Here is a 360-nt window from a genome sequence, read left to right as displayed (position 1 = left end):
GAAGTACCTTCGGTAAACGTGAGCGCATACGCGTTCCTTTACCCGCCGCAAGAATGATCACAGTTGTAGACATATCACACCTAACAGATCTGGCTTAAGCCATTTTAAAATATAAATAAATCATGATACATATTGCTGCCCAGACCCCTGCAATAATGTCGTCGAACATGATGCCAAAACCGCCATCGACTTTTTCATCAATAATGCGAATTGGCCAAGGTTTCCAAACATCAAATAAGCGGAACAATGCAAAGCCAACCACCACCCATATCCAATTCATTTGTCCAATATAGATCAAGGGAAGAAATGTAATAGATTGCCCTGCAAACTCATCCCAAACGATTCGACCATCATCATGCA

Annotated in this window: 1 protein-coding gene; it reads right to left on the bottom strand. The window is 41.7% G+C overall.

The window, feature by feature from the left end; all coding sequences use genetic code 11:
* Positions 1-94: 94 nt before the first annotated feature.
* Positions 95-360, bottom strand: a 266-nt coding sequence (locus FLQ44_RS21120) for a phosphatidylglycerophosphatase A family protein (RefSeq protein WP_147695951.1), incomplete at its 5' end; no start/stop codon positions are given.

The organism is Vogesella mureinivorans, assembly GCF_007644035.1.
Lineage (GTDB): Bacteria > Pseudomonadota > Gammaproteobacteria > Burkholderiales > Chromobacteriaceae > Vogesella > Vogesella mureinivorans.
Note: the sequence above shows the minus strand (reverse complement) of the source record. Positions and strands in the feature narration are given on the sequence as shown.